Here is a 19,535-nt window from a genome sequence, read left to right on the forward strand (position 1 = left end):
GAGGAAGAAAGATCAGGTGGTCAGATCTTCGCCCACGCGTCGGTGAGGCTGGTCCGCAGGATCTGCTCGATCTCGTCGAAGGTCGACTGGTCGGAGATCAGCGGCGGGGCCAGCTGGATCACCGGGTCGCCACGGTCGTCGGCGCGGCAGTACAGGCCGTTGTCGAAGAGCGCCTTCGACAGGAAGCCGTAGAGCACGCGCTCGACCTCGTCGTCGTTGAACGACTCCTTGGTGACCTTGTCCTTCACGAGCTCGATGCCGTAGAAGTACCCGTTGCCGCGGACGTCGCCGACGATCGGCAGGTCGCGCAGCTTGTTCAGGGTGCCCAGGAACGCCGACTCGTTGTCGAGGACGTGCTGGTTCAGGCCCTCGCGCTCGAAGATGTCGAGGTTGGCCAGCGCCACCGCGGAGGAGACCGGGTGGCCACCGAAGGTGTAGCCGTGCAGGAAGGTGTTGTCACCCTTGTAGAACGGCTCGGCGAGGCGGTCCGAGATGATCGTGGCGCCGATCGGGGAGTAGCCCGAGGTCATGCCCTTGGCGCAGGTGATCATGTCGGGCTGGTAGCCGAACTTGTCGGCGCCGAACATGGTGCCGAGGCGGCCGAAGGCGCAGATGACCTCGTCCGAGACCAGCAGCACGTCGTGGCGGTCGCAGATCTCGCGCAGGCGCTGGAAGTACCCGGGCGGCGGCGGGAAGCAGCCGCCGGCGTTCTGCACCGGCTCGACGAAGACGGCGGCGACGGTCTCGGCGCCCTCGTTGAGGATCGCGACCTCGATCTCGTCGGCGCACCAGCGGCCGTACGCCTCGGGGTCGACCGTGCCGTCGGGGCCGGCCAGGAAGGCCGGGGCGCGGTAGATGTTGGTGTTCGGGGCCTTGTGAGTGCCCGGCACCAGCGGCTCGAACGGGGCCTTCAGGCCCGGCAGGCCGGTGATGGACAGGGCGCCCTGCGGGGTGCCGTGGTAGGCGACCGCACGCGAGATGACCTTGTACTTGGTGGGCTTGCCGGTCAGCTTGAAGTACTGCTTGGCAAGCTTCCAGGCGGTCTCGACGGCCTCGCCGCCACCGGTGGAGAAGAAGACCTTGTTCAGGTCGCCCGGGGCGTAGTTGGCCAGGCGCTCGGCCAGCTCGACGGCCTTCGGGTGGGCGTAGCTCCACACCGGGAAGAAGGCGAGCTCCTTGGCCTGCTTGGCAGCGGCCTCGGCGAGCTCCTCGCGGCCGTGGCCGGCCTGGACGACGAACAGGCCGGCGAGGCCGTCGAGGTACTTGCGTCCCTTGTCGTCCCAGACGTAGGTGCCTTCGCCCTTGACGATCGTCGGCACGGGGGAGTTCTCGTACGACGACATGCGGGTGAAGTGCATCCACAGGTGGTCGTAGGCGGTCTTGGAAAGGTCCTTCTGCGCCGGGTCGGCTGTCATCGGGTGCCCCAGGTGTAGGTCTGTTTCCGGAGCTTCAGGTAAACGAAGCTCTCGGTGCTCCGCACGCCGGGAAGCGCGCGGATGCGCTTGTTGATCAGTTCGAGCAGGTGCTCGTCGTCCTCGCAGACCAGTTCGGCCAGGAGGTCGAACGAGCCTGCGGTGCAGACGACGTAGTCGACCTCGTCGAGGGCGGCCAGCGCGTCGGCGACGGGTTCGATGTCTCCTTCGACCCGGATCCCGACCATCGCCTGGCGGGTGAAGCCGACGGTGAGCGGGTCCGTGACGGCGACGATCTGCATCACACCCTGGTCGAGCAGCTTCTGGACGCGCTGCCGTACGGCTGCCTCGGACAGGCCGACGGCCTTGCCGATGGCGGCGTACGGGCGGCGCCCGTCCTCCTGGAGCTGCTCGATGATCGCCTTGGAGGCGGCGTCGAGGGGAACGCTGGCGTTCCGGTCGCGGTTGGCCACGCCGCCACTGTGCCCGATCGGACCTCTGTTCGCAAGCGTGGCAGCTGCTGATTTCGTCGCGATCTTGGAAATCGCATGCGGATTTCATCGCCTGGGCGTGCTTGGTCTGTCGATTCCAGCAGTTGTACGGCTAACCTGGCCCGGTACGCGCGCAGCTTCGCAGTGGAGCGCGCGTTCCCCCACCAGTGGACCGTGCCGCTTCGGGCTCGGCCACTCGGCATCGGAGGACGGCCGACCGGCAGGTGTGTCGACGTACCATGGCGCCGGACTCTGCAACGCCGCAGGACCAGACCGAGGAGAGACCCGTGAGCGACCTTCGCGCGCTGCGCAACTACATCAACGGTGAGTTCGTCGATGCGGCCGACGGCCGCACGCTCGACATCGTGGATCCCACCACCGGCGAGGTCTACGCGACGTCCCCGCTGTCCGGCGCCTCCGATGTGGACGCGGCCATGGCCTCCGCCGCCGCCGCCTTCCCGGTCTGGCGCGACGCCACCCCGAGCACCCGCCAGAAGCTGCTGCTGAAGATCGCGGACGCGGTCGAGGCGCGCGCCGACGAGATCGTCGACGCCGAGGTCCGCAACACCGGCAAGCCCCGCGCGCTGACCCTCTCCGAGGAGATCGGCCCGATGGTGGACCAGATCCGCTTCTTCGCCGGCGCCGCCCGCCTGCTGGAGGGCAAGGCCGCCGGTGAGTACATGGACGGGATGACCTCGATCGTCCGCCGTGAGCCGGTCGGCGTCTGCGCGCAGGTCGCCCCGTGGAACTATCCGATGATGATGGCCGTCTGGAAGTTCGCCCCGGCGATCGCCGCGGGCAACACCGTCGTGCTCAAGCCCTCGGACACCACCCCGGCCTCCACCGTGCTGCTGGCCGAGATCATCGGCGGCGTCCTCAAGGAGCTGGACCTGCCGGCCGGCGTGTTCAACGTCATCTGCGGCGACCGCGAGACCGGCCAGGCCATGGTCGAGCACCCCACCCCGGCGATGGCCTCCATCACCGGCTCGGTCCGGGCCGGCATCTCGGTCGCGGAGTCGGCGGCCAAGGACGTCAAGCGGGTTCACCTGGAGCTGGGCGGCAAGGCCCCGGTCGTGGTCTTCGAGGACGCCGACATCGCCGAGGCGGTCGAGGGCATCTCGGTGGCCGGCTTCTTCAACGCCGGCCAGGACTGCACCGCCGCCACCCGCGTGCTGGTGCACGAGTCGATCCACGACGCCTTCGTCGAGGCGCTGGCCAAGGCCGCGGCCGAGACCAAGACCGGTGGCGTGGACGACGAGGACGTGCTCTACGGCCCGCTGAACAACGCCAACCAGCTGAAGCAGGTCTCCGGCTTCATCGACCGCCTGCCGGCGCACGCCAAGGTCGAGGCCGGTGGCCACCGGGTCGGCGAGGTGGGCTACTTCTACGCCCCGACCGTGGTCTCCGGCCTGAACCAGGACGACGAGATCATCCAGAACGAGGTCTTCGGCCCGGTCATCACCGTGCAGAAGTTCTCCGACGAGGACCAGGCCGTCGGCTACGCCAACGGCGTCGAGTACGCGCTGGCCTCCTCGGTGTGGACCAAGGACCACGCCCGCGCGATGCGGATGTCGCGCCGGCTGGACTTCGGCTGCGTCTGGATCAACACCCACATCCCGCTGGTCGCCGAGATGCCGCACGGTGGTTTCAAGAAGTCCGGCTACGGCAAGGACCTCTCCTCCTACGGCTTCGAGGACTACACGCGGGTCAAGCACGTCATGACCGCGATCTGACGCTGATCGTGTGATCTGACAATGGGCCCGGGTCGTTTCGACCCGGGCCCTTGCCCTGTCACCCTGTCGGCCGTTCGCATGACCGCCTGACACGATGAACCTGCACTTCACGGGTGGAACTCCCTAGCCTTACCGGCATGAGCATCCCCACCGCCGACTCAGCCGCCGGCCAGGCCGTCAAGGCCGCCGACCGCGCGCACGTCTTCCACTCGTGGTCCGCCCAGGCGCTGATCGACCCCCTCGCGGTGGCCGGCGCCGAGGGCTCGTACTTCTGGGACTACGAGGGCAACCGCTACCTCGACTTCTCCTCGCAGCTGGTGAACACCAACATCGGCCACCAGCACCCGAAGGTGGTCGCCGCGATCCAGGAGCAGGCGGCGAAGCTCTGCACCATCGCGCCCGGCTTCGCGGTCGAGTCACGCAGTGAGGCCGCCCGGCTGATCGCCGAGCGCACCCCCGGCGACCTCGACAAGATCTTCTTCACCAACGGCGGTGCCGAGGCCAACGAGAACGCCATCCGGCTGGCGCGGCTGCACACCGGTCGCCAGAAGATCATGTCGACGTACCGCTCGTACCACGGTGCCACCGCCAACGCGATCGCCCTCACCGGCGACCCGCGCCGCTGGCCCAACGAGAGCGGTGTCTCCGGTGTCGTCCACTTCTGGGGCCCGTACGCCTACCGCTCCAACTTCCACGCCGAGAACGAGACGCAGGAGTGCGAGCGCGCGCTGCAGCACCTGGAGCAGGTGATCGCGTTCGAGGGCCCCGGCACCATCGCGGCGATCATCCTGGAGACCGTGGTCGGCACCGCGGGCATCCTGATCCCGCCGCCGGGCTACCTGGCCGGGGTACGGGAGATCTGCGACCGCTACGGCATCGTCTTCATCCTCGACGAGGTGATGGCGGGCTTCGGCCGCACCGGCGAGTGGTTCGCCGCCGACCACTGGGGTGTCACCCCGGACCTGCTGACCTTCGCCAAGGGCGTCAACTCCGGCTATGTGCCGCTGGGCGGCGTGGCGATCAGCGCGGAGATCGCCGCCACCTTCGCGGAGCGGCCGTTCCCCGGCGGGCTCACCTACTCCGGCCACCCGCTGGCCTGCGCCTCGGCCGTCGCCACCATCAACACGATGGCGGAGGAGGGCATCGTCGAGAACGCCAGGCACATCGGCGAGACGGTGCTCGGCCCGGGCCTGCGCGAGCTGGCCGAGCGCCACCCCTCGATCGGCGAGGTCCGCGGCCTCGGCGTGTTCTGGGCGCTGGACCTGGTCAAGGACCGCACCACCCGCGAGCCGCTGGTGCCGTACAACGCCGCGGGCGCCGCCAACGCGCCGATGGCCGAGCTGGCCGCCGCCTGCAAGCAGCGCGGGCTCTGGCCGTTCGTCAACATGAACCGCTTCCACGTCGTCCCGCCGTGCACCGTCACCGAGGAGGAGGCCAAGACCGGCCTCGCGGTGCTCGACGAGGTGCTGTCGCTGACCGACGCGCACACTGTCTGAGGAACCGACAAGGACGGCCCCGGGTCTTGTTCGTGCGCCCGGGGCCGCCGCATGCCCGGAAGGCCCATCCATGCCCAGCACCACCCTCACCCGCCGCCCCCTCGACGGCCGCCGCAGCGGACGCGGCCGGCTCACCCGCCGCTCAGTGCTCGGCACCGCCGGGCTGCTCGGCGTCGGCACCCTGACCGGCTGCGGCATCCCGGCCGCCTATGTCGACGAGGACCGCCGCTCGGCCCCGGACCGCTCGGAGCAGGAGAAGCGGCTGGCGTTCTCCAACTGGACCCAGTACATCGACGTCGACGACAGCGGCCGGCGCCCGACCCTGGACGCCTTCACCGAGCAGACCGGGATCAAGGTCACCTACACCGAGGACATCAACGACAACGACGAGTTCTTCGGCAAGATCGGCCCGGTCCTGACCCAGGGCACCGACCCCGGCCGGGACCTGATGGTGGTCAGCGACTGGATGGCCGGCCGGTACGTCTCGCTCGGCTGGGTACAGGCCATGGACCGGGCCAACCTGCCCAACGTCACCGCCCAGCTGGACCCGCAGCTGGCCGATCCCGCCTTCGACCCCGGGCGCAAGCGCAGCGTGCCGTGGCAGTCCGGGATCACCGGCATCGCCTACAACCGCAAGGCGCTCGGCCGGGAGATCAGGTCCACCGCCGACCTCTGGGCACCCGACCTCAAGGGCCGGGTCACCCTGTTCGCCGGTCTGGACGAGGCGCTCGGCCTGCTGATGCTCGCCCAGGGCGCCGACATCGCCGCCTTCACCGACGACGACGCGCACCGGGCGATGGACCTGGTGCAGAAGATGGTCGACGCCCGGCACGTCCGCCGCTTCACGGGCAACGACTACACCAGCGACCTGGCCTCCGGCGCGGCGCTGGCCTGTCAGGCCTACTCCGGTGACGCCGTCCAGCTGACCGCCGAGAACCCGGACATCGAGTTCGTGGTGCCCGAGGAGGGCGGCGAGCTCTGGGCGGAGAGCCTGCTGATCCCCAACCGGGCCGGGCACAAGCGCAACGCCGAGCTGCTGATCGACCACTACTACCAGCCCGAGGTGGCCGCCGAACTGGCCGCCTTCGTGCAGTACATCTGCCCGGTGCCCGCCGCCCGCGAGGTGCTGGCCGCGAGCGGGGACCAGGAGAAGGCCGAGCTGGCGGAGCACCCGCTGGTCTTCCCGACCGAGGAGATGCGCGCCCGGCTGCGCACCATGCGCGATGTCACCTCCGCCGAGCGGCCCGAACTGCACAAGGTCTGGGGCCGCATCACCGGGGTGTAGCGGGACCGGGCCCGGCGGTCACCGGGCCCCGGTACTCACCGGCGGACGGCGTCCAGCGCGAGCAGCGCCACGTGCAGGGAGAGGCAGGACTCGACCTGGTCGAGATCGACGCCGAGGATCCGCTCGACCTTGTGCAGCCGGTCGTAGAAGGAGGGCCGGGACAGGTGCGCGGCATCGGCCGCTGCGGACTTGTTCCGGCCGTGCTCCAGGTAGATACGCAGCATCTGGACCAACTGGCCGTTGTGCTCGGCGTCGTAGGCGAGCAGCGGGCCGAGTTCGCGCTCGACGTAGGTCTGCAGCCGGGCGTCGTCGCGCAGCAGGTGCAGCAGACCGCGCAGCCGGACGTCGGGCAGCCGGTAGTAGGCGGCGGCGCGGCCGCCGGGGGAGTCGTGCAGGGCGGCGTCGGCGACCTGGGTGGCCTCCAGCAGGGTGCGCCGGGCGTCGCGGACCGAGCCCACCGAGGAGCCGACGGCGACGACGGGGGCCGGTACGGGGGCGGCGTCCCGGTTGGCGTCCGCCGTCAGCCGGCGCAGCGCGGCGGAGAAGGTGTCCAGCGCGGTGTGCTCGTCCTGCTGGGTGCCGAGCGCGATCAGGACGCCCACCCCCTCGTCGTCCAGCGCTCCGACCAGGGCGGAGAGCCGGCAGCCGCGGATCGCGCCGGCCGCCAGCTCGGTGAAGTCGCGCAGCCTGGCCTGGGCCTCCAGGGCGGCCGGGATCGGCCCGCGCCGCTGCCGCAGCACCACCCCGACCAGCCGGCGGCCCTCCAGCGGAACGCCGAGCGCCTGGGCGCGCAGGGCCACCTCGGAGACGGTCAGCGCGTGGGTGAGGATGCCGGAGAGCAGGGTGCGGTGGGTCTGCCGCTCCAGGCTCTCCCGGTCCCGGACGACCAGCCGGTTGAGGGCCAGGGCGGACGCCCCGCGTTCCAGCAGCATCGTGTGCGGGTGGGCCTCGCCCTCCGGCAGCGGTGCCGGGTCCTCGACCAGGACGAGCCGGCCCCAGTCCTGGCCGCGGGCGCCGACCGTGGTCACCAGCCAGCCGCTGCGCGGGTCGTGGCCGGTGCGCCCGGGCGGACGCACCCCGCGCGAGCGGCGCTCCCAGTCCTCCAGCAGTTCGCTCTCCGGCCGGCCGGCGGGGTCATGGGCCAGTACCTGGTGCGCCAGGTTCTCCAGCACGACGGGCGCGCCCGCCATCCGGGCCACCTGGCGGACCACCTCACCGGGTTCTGCGCCCTCCACCACCAGTTCGTTGAAGACCTGGTGGACCGCCTCCGAGGTCCGCAGCTGCTCCAGCTGGGCGTTGACCACCAGGGCGTGCACGGCCTCGGTGACGGCCACGAAGCGCAGCTCGCGGCGGAGCACGATCAGCGGCAGCCCGCGCTGCTCGGCGGCGTGCACCAGGGCGCGGGGGAGCGAGTCGAAGTAGCGCCGGCCGAACTCGACGACCAGCCCGGCCACGCCGACCTCGTCCAGCTCGCGGACGTACCGGGCCAGCCCGTCGCGGTCCTCGGGCAGCGCGATACCGGTGGTCAGCACCAGTTCGCCGCCCTGGAGCACCCCGGCGACATCGGGCAGCTCACTGACGTGGACCCAGCGGACCGGGCGCTCCAGGCGGTCGGCGCCGGCGACGACCTGGGGCAGGCCCCGCCGCATCACTTCGAGATCGAGCACGCGGGCGACGGTGGGGAGCATCGCGGGGCCTCCAGGGATCAGAGTGTCAGGTAAATCATCCCTCCTGGCGACGATCTGTTGCCCTCCGTGAACCCTTCCACCCTGTAAGGCCCTTCGCGTCGAGGTTGTCGGAGTGACCCTTGTCACGCCGGGGCGGCAACAGGCATGGTCAGCGGGTCGGCTGTGGCGAGACACCAACATCACCGGCGGAATCCGTCGTGTCACCGGGCAGCGACGGCGGAATCCCTTGTCGGGACGCCGCAGGGCTGCCAGGATCGCGCCATCCCGGAAGATCAACCGGGCCGGATTCCCCCGTACCGCAGACGCGGCGACTCGATCAGTCGGACGACGCCGGTACGGGACCGCCGCCCACCGGCATCTGCGGCATGACGGGAACCGGACGATCGGACGATCGGACGCCATGCGGGCAGCCGAACCACCGGCACTTGGAGGAACCAGATGGACCTGACCGACTTCGGAGCGGGCGCGCAGTACATCGCGGGCCGGCAGAGCCGGGGGAGCGGCGATCCTTTCCAGGTCGTCAACCCGGCCGACGGCAGCGTGGTCGAGCAGATCTCCCTCGCCTCCACCGACCAGGTGGACGCCGCCGTCGCCGCCGCCCGGGCCGCACTGCCCGAGTGGTCCGGCGCCACCCCCGGCGCCCGCTCCGAGGCGCTCACCCGGCTGGCCGCCGTCCTCACCGGGGCCGCCGCCGACCTCGCCCGGGTGGAGACCGCGCAGACCGGCAAGCCGGTCAAGCTCTCCACCGAGTTCGACGTCCCCGGCACCATCGACAACGCCGCGTTCTTCGCCGGGGCGGCCCGCAATCTGGAGGGCAAGGCGGCCGGCGAGTACTCCGGTGACCACACCTCCTACGTGCGGCGCGAGGCGATCGGCGTGGTCGGCTCGATCTCCCCGTGGAACTACCCGCTCCAGATGGCCGCCTGGAAGATCCTCCCGGCCATCGCGGCGGGCAACACCATCGTCCTCAAGCCGGCCGAGCTGACCCCGCTGACCTCGCTGATGTTCGCCCGGGCCTGCACCGCGGCGGGCATCCCGGACGGCGTGGTCAACGTGGTCACCGGCGCCGGACGCACCGCCGGGGAGCATCTGGTCTCCCACCCGGGCGTCGCGATGGTCTCCTTCACCGGCTCCACCCCGGTCGGCAGGCGGGTCGCCGAACTCGCCACCGCGACCGTCAAGCGCACCCACCTGGAACTGGGCGGCAAGGCCCCGTTCGTGGTCTTCGACGACGCCGACCTGGACGCCGCGGTGCACGGCGCGGTCGCCGCCTCGCTGATCAACGGCGGCCAGGACTGCACCGCCGCCACCCGCGCCTACGTCCAGCGCCCGCTCTACGACGCCTTCGTGGCCGGCGTCGCCGAACTGTACGGCGCGATCCGCCTCGGCGACCCGCTGAACCCGCGGACCGACCTCGGGCCGCTGGTCTCCCACACCCACCGGGACCGGGTGGCCGGCTTCGTCGAGCGGGCCCGCTCCTACGGCGCCACCGTCGTCACCGGCGGACGCGCCCCGGAGAAGGGCCACGACGGCACCGACCTCACCCGCGGCGCCTACTACCTGCCCACCCTGATCACCGACGCCGCGCAGGACCGCGAGGTCGTCCAGGGCGAGATCTTCGGCCCGGTCCTGGTCGTGCTGCCCTTCGACAGCGACGACGAGGGCCTGCGGCTGGCCAACGACACCCCGTACGGCCTGGCCGCCTCGGCCTGGACCGGCAATGTGCACCGCTCGCTGCGGGCCACCAGGGAGATCGCGGCCGGCTGCGTCTGGGTCAACGACCACATCCCGATCATCAGCGAGATGCCGCACGGCGGCTACAAGTCCTCCGGCTACGGCAAGGACATGTCGCAGTACTCGCTGGACGAGTACACCCAGGTCAAGCACGTCATGTTCGACACCACGGCGGTGGCCCGCAAGGACTGGCACCGCACCGTCTTCGGAGACAGATAACCCTCACCCAGGGGCGCCCCCCAGCCGCCCCGACCTCTCGCCCCCAGGAGGCCCGTTCCATGGCGTTCAACGAGCTCACCGACGGTCTGCCCGAACCGGTCCGCAAGGCCTGGGAACGCAGTCTGACCAGCGGACGGGCCTCCCTCGGCCGGCGGGCGCTGCTGCGCGCCGCCGCCCTCACCGCCGGCGCGGGCACCCTGGCCGCCTGCGGCATCCCGGCGGCCAGGACCGCCGGGACCGGCGACTCGACCGCGAACGCCGCCAAGGACCTCTCGGACAGCCAGAAGGAGGTGAACTTCTCCAACTGGCCGCTCTACATCGACTCCGACGAGAAGGACAAGGAGCGGCACGGCACCCTGGACGCCTTCACCGCGGCCACCGGTATCAAGGTCAGGTACAACGAGGACGTCAACGACAACGTCGAGTTCTTCGGCAAGGTCAAACCGCAGCTCGCGGCGGGCCAGGACACCGGCCGCGACCTGATGGTGCTCACCGACTGGATGGCCGCCCGGATGATCCGCCTCGGCTGGGCGCAGAAGCTCAACCAGGCCAACGTCACCACCGCGATCACCACCATCGACTCCCGCTTCCGCGCCCCCGACTGGGACCCGGGCCGGCTCTACTCCTACCCGTGGGCCGGCATCCAGGTGGTGATCGCCTACAACAAGAAGGCCACCAAGGGGAAGGAAGTCGCCTCGGTCTCCCAGTTGCTGGACGACCCCGACCTCAAGGGCCGGGTCACCTTCCTCTCCGAGATGCGCGACAGCATCGGCATCACCCTGCTCGACCTCGGCAAGGACCCGGCGAAGTTCACCGCCGACGACTACGACGCCGCGGTCGCCCGGTTGCAGAAGGGCGTCGACAGCAAGCAGATCCGCCGCTTCACTGGGAACGACTACGGCCAGGAGCTCTCCTCCGGCGACATCGCCGCCTGCGTCGCCTGGGGCGGCGACCTGATCCAGCTCCGTGCCGACAACCCGGACATCGAGTTCGTCATCCCGGAGAAGGGCTTCGTCTCCTCGACCGACAACATGCTGATCCCGGCCAAGGCCCAGCACAAGACGAACGCGGAAAAGCTGATCGACTTCTACTACCAGCCGAAGATCGCGGCGCAGCTGGTCGCGGGCATCGGCTTCGTCTCCGCCGTCACCGGGATGAAGGAGGAGCTCGCCGCCCTCGCCCCGGACACCGCGGCCAACCCACTCGTCGTCCCCACCCCCGAGATGGCGGCCAAGGCGCACGTGTTCCGCACCCTCACCGAGACCGAGGAGAGCGACTTCGAGCAGAAGTTCTCCAAACTCATCGGCGCCTGACCTCCCCACTGACGGCAGAGACAGCAGAAACCAGGAAGACACCCATGACAGACCAGCTGCGCGACGCGGCGGCCACGGGCGGCGATGTCCGCCTCACCGGCATCGGCAAGACCTACGGCTCCTTCACCGCCGTCCACCCGCTCGACCTGACCGTCCCCCAGGGCTCCTTCTTCGCCCTGCTCGGCGCCTCCGGCTGCGGCAAGACCACCACCCTGCGCATGATCGCCGGTCTGGAGGAGCCCACCTCCGGCGCCGTCCTGATCGGCGGCCAGGACGTCACCGCCCTGCCCCCGTACAAGCGGCCGGTGAACACCGTCTTCCAGAGCTACGCGCTCTTCCCGCACCTCGACATCTTCGAGAACGTCGCCTTCGGCCTGCGCCGCCGCGGCCGCAAGGACGTCAAGAAGCAGGTCGACGACATGCTGGAACTGGTCGAACTCGGCCCGTACGCCCGGCGCAAGCCGCACCAGCTCTCCGGCGGCCAGCAGCAGCGCGTCGCCGTCGCCCGCGCCCTGATCAACCACCCGCAGGTGCTGCTCCTGGACGAGCCGCTCGGCGCCCTCGACCTCAAGCTCCGCCGCCAGATGCAGCTTGAGCTCAAGCGGATCCAGACCGAGGTCGGCATCACCTTCGTCCACGTCACCCATGACCAGGAGGAGGCCATGACCATGGCCGACACCATCGCGGTGATGAACGGCGGCCGGGTCGAACAGCTCGGCGCGCCCGCCGACCTCTACGAGAACCCCGCGACCACCTTCGTGGCCAACTTCCTCGGCCAGTCCAACCTGCTGCCCGCCGATGTCACCGGCGCCGACGGCGGCGACCTGCTGCTCACCGCCGACGGCACCCGCCTCGCCGTGCCCAGGGCCCGCTGCGCCACCGACGCCAGGAAGGTCCACCTCGGGGTCCGGCCGGAGAAGATCACCATCGAGCACGCCTCCGCCGAGGTCGCCGACGGCCGCAACCGGCTGGCCGGCACCGTGGTCGACTCCAGCTTCATCGGCGTCTCCACCCAGTACCTGGTGCGCACCGACGGGGGCCAGGAGGTGACGGTCTTCGAGCAGAACATGGAGCGCGACGCCCGGATCGTCCCCGGCGCGCCGGTCGTCCTGCACTGGAACCCGGCGCACTCCTTCGCCCTGGACGCCGCGCAGGCGATCGACGCGGGCACCGGGGAGGAGGCGGCATGACCACCACCACCCCGGCGGCGCCGCCGCAAGTCATACCGCTCCCGGAGGCCGCCCGGAAGCCGAAGCGCAAGCTCACCCCGTACTGGCTGCTGCTGCCGGGCATCGCCTGGCTGGTCGTCTTCTTCGCCGTGCCGATGGTCTACCAGGGGTCGACCTCGCTGCAGACCGGCTCGCTGGAGGACGGCTTCAAGGTCACCTGGCACTTCGCCACCTACTGGGGCGCCCTGGTCGAGTACCGCTGGCACTTCGTCCGCTCGTTCGGCTACGCCGCCACCGCGACGGTGCTCTGCCTGACCATCGGCTACCCGCTGGCGTACACGATCGCCTTCAAGGCGAGCAAGCGGTGGCGCAACGTCATCCTGATCCTGGTGATCGCGCCGTTCTTCACCAGCTTCCTGATCCGCACGCTGGCCTGGAAGACCATCCTCTCGGACGGCGGCCCGGTGGTCGGCGCCCTCAACGCGCTGCACATCCTGGACGTCACCAGCGCGATCGGCCTCACCTCCGGCGACCGGGTGCTGGCCACGCCGCTCGCCGTGGTCTGCGGTCTGACCTACAACTTCCTGCCATTCATGATCCTGCCGCTGTACACCTCGCTGGAGCGGATCGACCCGCGGCTGCACGAGGCCGCCGGCGACCTCTACGCCCGGCCGTTCACCACCTTCCGCAAGGTCACTTTCCCGATCTCGCTGCCGGGTGTGGTCGCGGGCACGCTGCTCACCTTCATCCCGGCCTCCGGCGACTACATCAACGCCCAGCTGCTGGGCTCGCCGAGCGAGCAGATGGTCGGCAACGGCATCCAGAAGCAGTTCCTGAACGTGCTCGACTACCCCACGGCGGCCGCGCTGAGCTTCATCCTGATGGCCCTGATCCTGGGCATGGTGACGGTCTACATGCGCAAGGCCGGGACGGAGGAACTGGTCTGATGTCCCGAGTGCTCACATGGGTCCGCGCCCATCTGGTGGTGCTGGCAGGTCTGCTGGCCCTGGCCTACCTGGTGCTGCCCAACCTGGTCGTCCTCGCCTTCTCGTTCAACAAGCCGGTGGGCAAGTTCAACTACGAGTGGTCCGAGTTCTCCACCGACGCGTGGACCAATCCCTGCGGTGTGGCCGACATGTGCCAGTCGCTCTCGCTCAGCCTGCAGGTCGCGGTGCTCGCCACCATCGGCGCCACCGTGCTCGGCACCATGGTCGCCTTCGCGCTGGCCCGCTACCGCTTCCGCGGCCGCTCGGCCACCACCGCGATGATCTTCCTGCCGATGGCCATGCCCGAGGTGGTGATGGCCGCCTCGCTCGGCACGCTCTTCCTCAACATGCGCATCCCGTTCGGCTTCACCACGATCCTCATCGCGCACATCATGTTCTGCCTGAGCTTCGTGGTGACGGCGGTCAAGGCACGCGTGATGAGCATGGACCCCCGGCTCGAACAGGCCGCCCAGGACCTCTACGCGACGCCGACCCAGACCTTCCTGCGGGTCACCCTGCCGCTCGCCGCCCCCGGCATCGCGGCCGGCGCGCTGCTCAGCTTCGCGCTCTCCTTCGACGACTTCATCATCACCCAGTTCAACTCGGGCCCGACCACGGTCACCTTCCCGATGTTCGTCTGGGGCGCCTCGCAGCGCGGCATCCCGGTGCAGGTGAACGTCATCGGTACCGCGATGTTCATCGCCGCCGTCGCGCTGACGGTGGCCGGCCAGTGGCTCGGCAACCGTCGCAAGGCCACCGCCTGACCTACCGTCGGGGTGGCCGCCCAACCATCACCTATGTGCAGAAAGTGGCTGATAATGCATGGACTCCGCCCGCGCGCTCAGTGACGCCAGGCCCACCCCCTTCTGGCTGGAGGACCCGGGCCGGCCGGAGGCGCTGCCCGCCCTGGTCGGCGACGCCACCTGTGACCTGCTGGTCGTCGGCGGCGGCTACTCCGGCCTCTGGACCGCCCTCATCGCCAAGGAGCGCGACCCCTCGCTGGACGTCGTCCTGGTCGAGGGCAACGAGGTGGGATGGGCCGCGTCCGGGCGCAACGGCGGCTTCTGCGCGGCCAGCCTGACCCACGGCTTCGGCAACGGCCTGCAGCGCTGGCCCGCCGAACTCGGCCAACTCGAGCGCCTCGGTGCCGCCAACCTGGACGGCATCGAGGCCACCCTCAAGCGCTACGGCATCGACGCCGAGTGGGAGCGCACCGGCGAGATCGACGTCGCCACCCAGCCCCACCAGCTCGCCGAACTGCACGAGATCGCCGAGGCCGTCGCCGAGTACGGCTTCGACATCACCGTGCTCGACGCCGACGCGCTGCGCGCCCAGGTCGACTCGCCGACCTTCCTCGGCGGGCTCTGGGACAAGGAGGGCGTGGCGATGGTCCACCCCGCCAAGCTCGCCTGGGGTCTGAAGGACGCCTGCCTGCGCCAGGGCGTGCGGATCTTCGAGCACACCAGGGCACTGGACCTGCGTGAGTACGGCAGCGGCATGGCCGTCCGCACTCCCTACGGCCGGGTCTTCGCCCGCCGGGTCGCGCTCGGCACCAATGTGTTCCCGTCCCTGGTCAAGCGGGTCCGCCCGCTGGTCGTCCCGGTGTACGACTACGCGCTGATGACCGAGCCGCTCAGCGAGGAACAGCTCGCCGCGATCGGATGGAGCGGCCGGCAGGGGCTCAGCGACAGCGCCAACAAGTTCCACTACTTCCGGCTCTCCGCCGACAACCGGATCCTCTGGGGCGGCTACGACGCGGTCTACCACTACGGCGGCCACGTCCGGAACGAGTACGACCAGCGGCCGGAGACCTTCCGCACGCTGGCGCACAACTTCTTCCGCTGCTTCCCGCAGCTGGAGGGCGTGCGCTTCACCCATGCCTGGGGCGGCGCCATCGACACCTGCAGTCGCTTCTCGGCCTTCTTCGACACCGCCTACCGCGGCCGGGTCGCCTACGCGGCCGGGTTCACCGGGCTCGGCGTCGGGGCCACCCGGTTCGGCGCCGAGGTGATGCTCGACCTGCTGGCGGGCGAGCGCACCGAGCGCACCACGCTGGAGATGGTGCGGAGCAAGCCGCTGCCGTTCCCGCCGGAGCCGGTGCGCTGGGCCGGCATCGAGATCACCACGCGGTCCCTGCAGCGCGCGGACCGCAACGGCGGGCACCGCAACCTCTGGCTGCGCACGCTCGACCGGCTGGGGCTGGGCTTCGACAGCTGACCGCCGCGCCTCCGGTCGCGCGTCCGCCGCGGTGATGCGTCCGCTGCGGCGACTTTCGGCCGGGTGACGCATCCGATCGGGTGATCCGTGTAAGAGAGACCCGCCGTCCGCCTCTCGTTGGTGACGGCGGGTCTCGGTTCCCGCCGCGCCGCGAGCAGCGTCAGCGCTGAGGAACGGGGACGGCACATGGAGAGCACCGGACTGCACTGGCTCGCCCAGGCGGCACCGGACCCGGAGGCGTTCAGGGAACAGTGGGAACGCACCGGACTGGGACTGATGCTGTTGCCGGCCGGGCGGAGGTGGGACGTCCTCTCGGTGCCCGGCCGACTCGGCCGGCCGGCCCTGGAGATCCTCGGTGACGGCCTCTGCGGGCCGGTCCTCACCGACTTCGGGGGCGAGAGCGTAGGCTTCCTCGTCCCCGTCGGCACGGCGGCCCGGTGGATCGGCACCGGCGTGCGCTGCGCGGGCGACGGCACCTGGATCGTCGTCCCGCACCCCCGGCCACGCAGCCGGGGAGCGCGCTGGCTCGTCCCGCCCGACGGCTCCGGACGGCTCAACGACCCCGCCCTGCTGGAGCTCGCCCTGCACGAGGCCGCGGCCCGGCTCCGGGACTGGTGAGACGGGAGCCACCGGCGGGGCACCGGAGGTCGAGGGCGGCATCGCGTCGGTTGAAGGGTGGAAGGGGCGCGTGGGGGCGTGGGGCGGGCGGTCGCGTCAGACTGGAGGCGTGACCACCGTCCCGGACGCCGTCGACGCGTCCCTTCGCCCGGGCCCGGCCCAGCTGCGGCTCGCCGAACTGGCCCGGCCCGTCTGCGACCGGCTCGGACTGGCCCTCGCCGGCGGCCATGCCCTACGGGCCCACGGCGTACCGGCCTGCCCCCAGGACGGGCTGACCCTGGTCACCAGCGGCGGCACCGATCTGCCGGAGGCCGCGGCCGAGCTGGCCGCCGCCTACCGGGCGGTCGGCGGCGGCGTCGCGGAGCGGCCGGGCACGCCCCGGTTGGAGCAGCTCTCCGTCCGGCTCACGCTCGGCGGCCGCACCCACGCGGTGGAGCTGCGCAAGGAACCGCTGGGCCACCGACCGGTCCGGCTCGACCTCGGTGCGCCCGTGCCCGGCGGGCCCGCGCTGACGCTGACGGCCGTCGCCCTGGAGGACGCGGCCGCCCTGGCCACCGCGCTGCTCGCCGACCGCGGCCTGCCGCGCGACCTGATCGACGTACACGCCCTGACCGCCTGGTACCGGGAGGGCGAACTGCTCGCACTGGCAGTCTCGTTGGACGCGGACTTCCAGCCCGCCGTGCTCGCCGACCGGCTGGAGACGCTGGCCGACGCCGCCGACGGACGGTTCCGGGCCCGGGGGTACCCGGGCAGCGCGGTCGGCGGGCTGAAGCGGTGGGCGTTGGCGTGGTCCCAGGATCTGCGACTGGATCTGCTGGAGACCCAGGAGGCGGCGGACGGGTTGCACGACCCGTACCTGGAGGATACGGACGGCGCCGAGGAGACGGACGGTACGGAGGCGGTCTGAGGGAGGGCCGGCGGGGCTTCGCCCGTTCGGCGGATCCGGCCGACGACCTGTAAGGCTGAATCCCCGATCCCCGTCAGCCTGTTCGTTGAGGTGGGCCGTGGAGGCCAGCAGACTGGGAGATGAGCGCGGTAGCCCCGTGAATCCCGTCGCCCGGCCCGCACACGGGCGGCGCCAGACAAGGGACCGGCGGCAGGACGCCGCCCGGGACTTCGGAGGCAGACGACCTTGAGCAAGCACATCACGCACTGGATCGGCGGCGCGCCCGTCGCCACCGCCGGCGCCGCGCCCCGGCGCGGCGACATCTTCGACCCGGCCACCGGCCAGGTCTCGGGACACGTCGACTTCGCGGAGATCGCCGAGGTCGACCAGGCCGTCGCGGCCGCCGCCTCGGCCTTCACCGAGTGGCGCAACGCCTCGGTCGCCAAGCGCGCCACGGTGCTCTTCAGCTTCCGCGAACTGCTCAACGCCCGCCGGGACGAGCTGGCCGCGATCATCGTCTCCGAGCACGGCAAGGTGCACTCCGACGCGCTGGGCGAGATCGCCCGCGGTCTGGAGGTCGTCGAGTACGCCTGCGGCATCCCGCAGCTCATCAAGGGCGGCTTCACCGAGCAGGCGTCCACCGGCGTCGACGTCTACTCGATCCGCCAGCCGCTCGGCCCGGTCGCGATCATCTCACCGTTCAACTTCCCGGCGATGGTGCCGATGTGGTTCTTCCCGATCGCCATCGCGGCCGGCAACACGGTCGTCCTGAAGCCCTCGGAGAAGGACCCGTCCGCCGCCAACTTCCTGGCCGGGCTGTGGAAGGAGGCCGGTCTCCCCGACGGTGTCTTCAACGTCGTCCACGGTGACAAGGCCGCCGTGGACCGGCTGCTGGAGCACCCCGACATCAAGTCGGTCAGTTTTGTCGGCTCCACCCCGATCGCTCGCTACGTGTACGAGACCGGCACCCGCTACGGCAAGCGCGTGCAGGCCCTCGGCGGCGCCAAGAACCACATGCTGGTCCTGCCCGACGCCGACCTGGACCTCAGCGCCGACGCCGCCATCAACGCCGGGTTCGGCGCGGCCGGCGAGCGCTGCATGGCCGTCTCGGTGCTGGTCGCGGTCGACCCGATCGGTGACGAGCTGGTCGAGAAGATCAAGCAGCGGATGGCCACCCTGAAGGTCGGCCCCGGCTGCAACGGTGAATCGGAGATGGGCCCGCTGGTCACCGGCCAGCACCGGGACAAGGTCACCTCCTATGTCGAGTCCGGTGTCGCCGACGGCGCCGAGCTGGCCGTCGACGGCCGGAAGCACCCGATCACCGCCGAGGACAGGAACGGTGCGCCGACGGCGGACGGTTTCTGGCTCGGCCCCACGCTGTTCGACCACGTGAAGCCCGGCATGTCCGTCTACAACGACGAGATCTTCGGCCCGGTGCTGTCGGTGGTCCGCGTCGCCTCCTACGAGGAGGGCGTGGCCCTGATCAACGCCAACCCGTACGGCAACGGCACCGCCATCTTCACCAACGACGGTGGCGCGGCCCGGCGCTTCCAGTTCGAGGTGGAGGTCGGCATGGTCGGCATCAACGTGCCGATCCCGGTGCCGGTCGCCTACTACTCCTTCGGCGGCTGGAAGGCCTCCCTGTTCGGTGACGCGCACGCGTACGGTCCGGACGGCGTGCAGTTCTTCACCCGTGGCAAGGCCGTCACCCAGCGCTGGCTCGACCCCTCGCACGGCGGCATCAACCTCGGCTTCCCGACCAACAGCTGAGCCTCGACCGGCGCCCCGAGCAGCCGGCCGGACCCTTCCCCCCGGGGGTCCGGCCGGCTTCTTTGCGCGATGTTTGCTTCCTTCCGCCGATGGGCGTAGTGTTCTCTAGTCGCTCGACAGGGAGCACCGGACACGCATCGGCGCGGACGGTCCCGGGGCGGCCAATCCACGAAACACCACTTCCCGGTTCTGCCGGGTCGCGTCTGCTTTTCGGGTCGCGGCTCGGGGTGAATTTGGCGTGCGCGTTTATATGGATTGTGGCTGGATTCGCTTTTCGGAGCGGGGATCGGCTAGAGTTTGGAACGTCGGACGGGCCGTCAGGTCGCGGAAGACAGCAGCGAGTTGGGTGAGTGAAACTCCGGAAAACGGAGCGGAAAACATCTGATAAGCTGAGAACACGAAAGAACGAAGCGCCCGGAGGGTCCGCTGGAAGGCGGCCTGAAGGAAGTGTCCGTTCCTTGAGAACTCAACAGCGTGCCAAAAGTCAACGCCAGATATGTTGACATCCCCGGCCTCGG

General features: G+C 70.6%; 15 protein-coding genes. 12 read left to right on the forward strand and 3 right to left on the reverse strand.

Annotation, left to right across the window (positions count from 1 at the left end):
- Nucleotides 1–20: 20 nt before the first annotated feature.
- On the reverse strand, nt 21–1,415 hold the full coding sequence (locus AB0P06_RS19835) for an aspartate aminotransferase family protein (RefSeq protein WP_363608967.1): 1,395 nt from the start codon (nt 1,413–1,415) through the stop codon (nt 21–23).
- Nucleotides 1,412–1,885: an Lrp/AsnC family transcriptional regulator gene (locus tag AB0P06_RS19840; protein ID WP_030243538.1), complete on the reverse strand. Its 474-nt coding sequence runs from the start codon at nt 1,883–1,885 to the stop codon at nt 1,412–1,414. The genes AB0P06_RS19835 and AB0P06_RS19840 overlap by 4 nt, the downstream gene beginning before the upstream one ends.
- Before the next feature lie 257 nt (nt 1,886–2,142).
- On the opposite strand from AB0P06_RS19840, the gene AB0P06_RS19845 reads away from it, so the two are divergent.
- The 3 genes from AB0P06_RS19845 (at nt 2,143) to AB0P06_RS19855 (ending at nt 6,417) form a co-directional block, all read left to right on the forward strand.
- Nucleotides 2,143–3,636, forward strand: coding sequence for a gamma-aminobutyraldehyde dehydrogenase (locus AB0P06_RS19845; RefSeq protein WP_363608969.1), 1,494 nt, complete (start codon nt 2,143–2,145; stop codon nt 3,634–3,636).
- A gap of 137 nt (nt 3,637–3,773) precedes the next feature.
- Nucleotides 3,774–5,132 carry an aspartate aminotransferase family protein gene (locus AB0P06_RS19850; RefSeq protein WP_363608971.1) on the forward strand — a complete coding sequence of 453 codons (1,359 nt, stop codon included), beginning with the start codon at nt 3,774–3,776 and terminating at the stop codon, nt 5,130–5,132.
- Between the two features lie 70 nt (nt 5,133–5,202).
- A complete protein-coding gene (locus AB0P06_RS19855; protein WP_363608973.1) occupies nt 5,203–6,417 on the forward strand; it encodes a spermidine/putrescine ABC transporter substrate-binding protein in 1,215 nt (404 codons plus the stop codon).
- 35 nt (nt 6,418–6,452) lie between these two features.
- On the opposite strand, the gene AB0P06_RS19860 is transcribed toward AB0P06_RS19855, so the two are convergent.
- Nucleotides 6,453–8,105 carry a PucR family transcriptional regulator gene (locus AB0P06_RS19860; RefSeq protein ID WP_363608975.1) on the reverse strand — a complete coding sequence of 551 codons (1,653 nt, stop codon included), beginning with the start codon at nt 8,103–8,105 and terminating at the stop codon, nt 6,453–6,455.
- Nucleotides 8,106–8,543: 438 nt separating this feature from the next.
- Here AB0P06_RS19860 and AB0P06_RS19865 point away from each other — a divergent pair, with 438 nt between their 5' ends.
- From AB0P06_RS19865 to AB0P06_RS19905, 9 genes are all read left to right on the forward strand, one after another.
- On the forward strand, nt 8,544–10,058 hold the full coding sequence (locus tag AB0P06_RS19865) for a gamma-aminobutyraldehyde dehydrogenase (protein WP_363608977.1): 1,515 nt from the start codon (nt 8,544–8,546) through the stop codon (nt 10,056–10,058).
- A 59-nt stretch (nt 10,059–10,117) separates the two neighbouring features.
- Nucleotides 10,118–11,371: a spermidine/putrescine ABC transporter substrate-binding protein gene (locus AB0P06_RS19870; RefSeq protein WP_363608979.1), complete on the forward strand. Its 1,254-nt coding sequence runs from the start codon at nt 10,118–10,120 to the stop codon at nt 11,369–11,371.
- A 44-nt stretch (nt 11,372–11,415) separates the two neighbouring features.
- The gene (locus AB0P06_RS19875; protein WP_363608981.1) at nt 11,416–12,561 is read left to right on the forward strand and encodes an ABC transporter ATP-binding protein; all 1,146 of its coding nucleotides are present in this window, start codon (nt 11,416–11,418) and stop codon (nt 12,559–12,561) included.
- Complete coding sequence (locus AB0P06_RS19880) at nt 12,558–13,487, forward strand: ABC transporter permease (protein WP_363608983.1); 930 nt, start codon at nt 12,558–12,560, stop codon at nt 13,485–13,487. The genes AB0P06_RS19875 and AB0P06_RS19880 overlap by 4 nt, the downstream gene beginning before the upstream one ends.
- Complete coding sequence (locus tag AB0P06_RS19885; protein WP_363608985.1) at nt 13,487–14,290, forward strand: ABC transporter permease; 804 nt, start codon at nt 13,487–13,489, stop codon at nt 14,288–14,290. The genes AB0P06_RS19880 and AB0P06_RS19885 overlap by 1 nt, the downstream gene beginning before the upstream one ends.
- Before the next feature lie 58 nt (nt 14,291–14,348).
- Nucleotides 14,349–15,743 carry an FAD-dependent oxidoreductase gene (locus tag AB0P06_RS19890; RefSeq protein ID WP_363608987.1) on the forward strand — a complete coding sequence of 465 codons (1,395 nt, stop codon included), beginning with the start codon at nt 14,349–14,351 and terminating at the stop codon, nt 15,741–15,743.
- A 186-nt stretch (nt 15,744–15,929) separates the two neighbouring features.
- Entirely contained in the window at nt 15,930–16,361 is a 432-nt protein-coding gene (locus AB0P06_RS19895) for a hypothetical protein (RefSeq protein WP_363608989.1), read from the forward strand.
- Nucleotides 16,362–16,470: 109 nt separating this feature from the next.
- Nucleotides 16,471–17,268, forward strand: a complete 798-nt coding sequence (locus AB0P06_RS19900) for a hypothetical protein (protein WP_363608991.1) — start codon at nt 16,471–16,473, stop codon at nt 17,266–17,268.
- 225 nt (nt 17,269–17,493) lie between these two features.
- A complete protein-coding gene (locus AB0P06_RS19905) occupies nt 17,494–19,017 on the forward strand; it encodes a CoA-acylating methylmalonate-semialdehyde dehydrogenase (protein WP_363608993.1) in 1,524 nt (507 codons plus the stop codon).
- The last annotated feature ends 518 nt before the right edge of the window (nt 19,018–19,535 follow it).

This window comes from Kitasatospora sp. NPDC088351 (assembly GCF_040685575.1).
In the GTDB taxonomy this organism is placed as follows: Bacteria; Actinomycetota; Actinomycetes; order Streptomycetales; family Streptomycetaceae; genus Kitasatospora.

Coding starts and splice junctions, on each gene's coding strand:
- AB0P06_RS19835 (WP_363608967.1), bottom strand. CDS start 1,415: ATGACAGCCGACCCGGCGCAGAAGGACCTTTCCAAGACCGCCTACGAC.
- AB0P06_RS19845 (WP_363608969.1), top strand. CDS start 2,143: ATGGCGCCGGACTCTGCAACGCCGCAGGACCAGACCGAGGAGAGACCC.
- AB0P06_RS19850 (WP_363608971.1), top strand. CDS start 3,774: ATGAGCATCCCCACCGCCGACTCAGCCGCCGGCCAGGCCGTCAAGGCC.
- AB0P06_RS19855 (WP_363608973.1), top strand. CDS start 5,203: ATGCCCAGCACCACCCTCACCCGCCGCCCCCTCGACGGCCGCCGCAGC.
- AB0P06_RS19860 (WP_363608975.1), bottom strand. CDS start 8,105: ATGCTCCCCACCGTCGCCCGCGTGCTCGATCTCGAAGTGATGCGGCGG.
- AB0P06_RS19865 (WP_363608977.1), top strand. CDS start 8,544: ATGGACCTGACCGACTTCGGAGCGGGCGCGCAGTACATCGCGGGCCGG.
- AB0P06_RS19870 (WP_363608979.1), top strand. CDS start 10,118: ATGGCGTTCAACGAGCTCACCGACGGTCTGCCCGAACCGGTCCGCAAG.
- AB0P06_RS19875 (WP_363608981.1), top strand. CDS start 11,416: ATGACAGACCAGCTGCGCGACGCGGCGGCCACGGGCGGCGATGTCCGC.
- AB0P06_RS19880 (WP_363608983.1), top strand. CDS start 12,558: ATGACCACCACCACCCCGGCGGCGCCGCCGCAAGTCATACCGCTCCCG.
- AB0P06_RS19885 (WP_363608985.1), top strand. CDS start 13,487: ATGTCCCGAGTGCTCACATGGGTCCGCGCCCATCTGGTGGTGCTGGCA.
- AB0P06_RS19890 (WP_363608987.1), top strand. CDS start 14,349: ATGGACTCCGCCCGCGCGCTCAGTGACGCCAGGCCCACCCCCTTCTGG.
- AB0P06_RS19895 (WP_363608989.1), top strand. CDS start 15,930: ATGGAGAGCACCGGACTGCACTGGCTCGCCCAGGCGGCACCGGACCCG.